General features: G+C 41.5%; 2 protein-coding genes. Both read left to right on the top strand.

Going from position 1 to position 1243, the window contains the following annotated elements:
• The coding region (locus tag A9E74_RS14570; protein WP_218104337.1) for a hypothetical protein at positions 1-265 on the top strand (265 nt) is incomplete at its 5' end.
• An 82-nt stretch (positions 266-347) separates the two neighbouring features.
• On the top strand, positions 348-1139 hold the full coding sequence (locus A9E74_RS13750) for a DUF5677 domain-containing protein (RefSeq protein ID WP_069297154.1): 792 nt from the start codon (positions 348-350) through the stop codon (positions 1137-1139).
• Positions 1140-1243: the final 104 nt, after the last annotated feature.

The following is a 1243-nucleotide window of genomic DNA, read 5'->3' as shown; positions in this document are numbered from 1 at the left end:
CTCAAAAAGGATTGACGCTTGGGTTGAACTTGAAAATATTAAGCAATTTGTTGTTAAGTTTCCCATACCGGAGGGCTTGTTCGACGAGGAAGTTTTTTCAGAAATTCGATTTGGCAGAAAAACCATTTCAAGCCTTGGGAGTGCGGTTTTACATAACTATTTTCTTCCTTACCTAATGCTCTATGTCGCTAAAAATTATAATTCATTTTCTAAAGACGATTCGTACACAGTGCTTTCTGTATTATGGGAGATTGGCCCGTCATGATATTTTCTAACAATCGCATGTTGTCGGATTGGTTTTCCTCTACGCTTCAAACCAGTCAAAAATGCGGGCGTAGGTAAAAAGTATGGCTGAGAATCAGTATCAAACTGTTGAGACGTACAGAGCTGCCGCAGATGCACTCTATGCGGTCACTGTAATGGTGCTTTCTTCATTAGCCAAATACGACTGTGACACCAAGAATATAATTATCAGGAATTTCGTTGCCCGCTCAGCAATGACGCTTAAAAGCGTTTTTTCCCTTTGGGATAAAGGCGACATTCAAAATGCCTGGATTATACATAGAGCCTTGGTCGATAGAATGTTTCATTTGCACAGTCTCGGAGTGAATGACGACTTTCACGCCTTCGATGACTGGTCATTTTTCGAGCAATACAAGAGCCAGAACCGTGTAAAAAGCGATGACCTCTTCAAAGATCAGGCTGTAGGCTGGGAATATCAAATTAGTGAAGAACAAAAGGCACGCATCAAAGCTCTGGAAAAAAACAAGCCTACCTGGCGGCGCCCGAGAGCAGAAGATGTTGCAAAAGATATGGGAATGGAGTTTCTGTATAAATATGGTTATGACTATGCCTCGACCCACGTCCATCCTATGGCCAATAATGGTGAGAAAGACTTTTACGCTATTACAAAGCTTCAGCCATCGCCTAGGTTCCCATCGCAGATCACGGTAATCTCGAACACAATTTTGACCTCTACTCTGATTCTTCAGGACTCATTGAATCAAAGCTCTTTTAGTTGGAGGCGAGTGTTATGGGATTTCATAGACGATGTCCGAGGGCTGTTGCGTAACGGCGATGTCAACTACCAGAAATCTTTTGGAAAGTTAACCACTTTATTTAAAGAGCACGATTTATGAGTAAATCAATGGGGTCATACTCCATTGATTTTCCATCCCTCTGTTTGCCAAATTAAATGGCTTAAAGGTGATAAAAAAAGCAGTGTGGTCTAGCTCATAATGCA

Origin of the sequence: Methylophaga muralis, from assembly GCF_001720165.1 — a bacterium.
In the GTDB taxonomy this organism is placed as follows: domain Bacteria; phylum Pseudomonadota; class Gammaproteobacteria; order Nitrosococcales; family Methylophagaceae; genus Methylophaga; species Methylophaga muralis.
The sequence above is the reverse complement of the archived record's forward strand: the minus strand, read 5'-3'. Positions and strand labels throughout refer to the sequence as shown.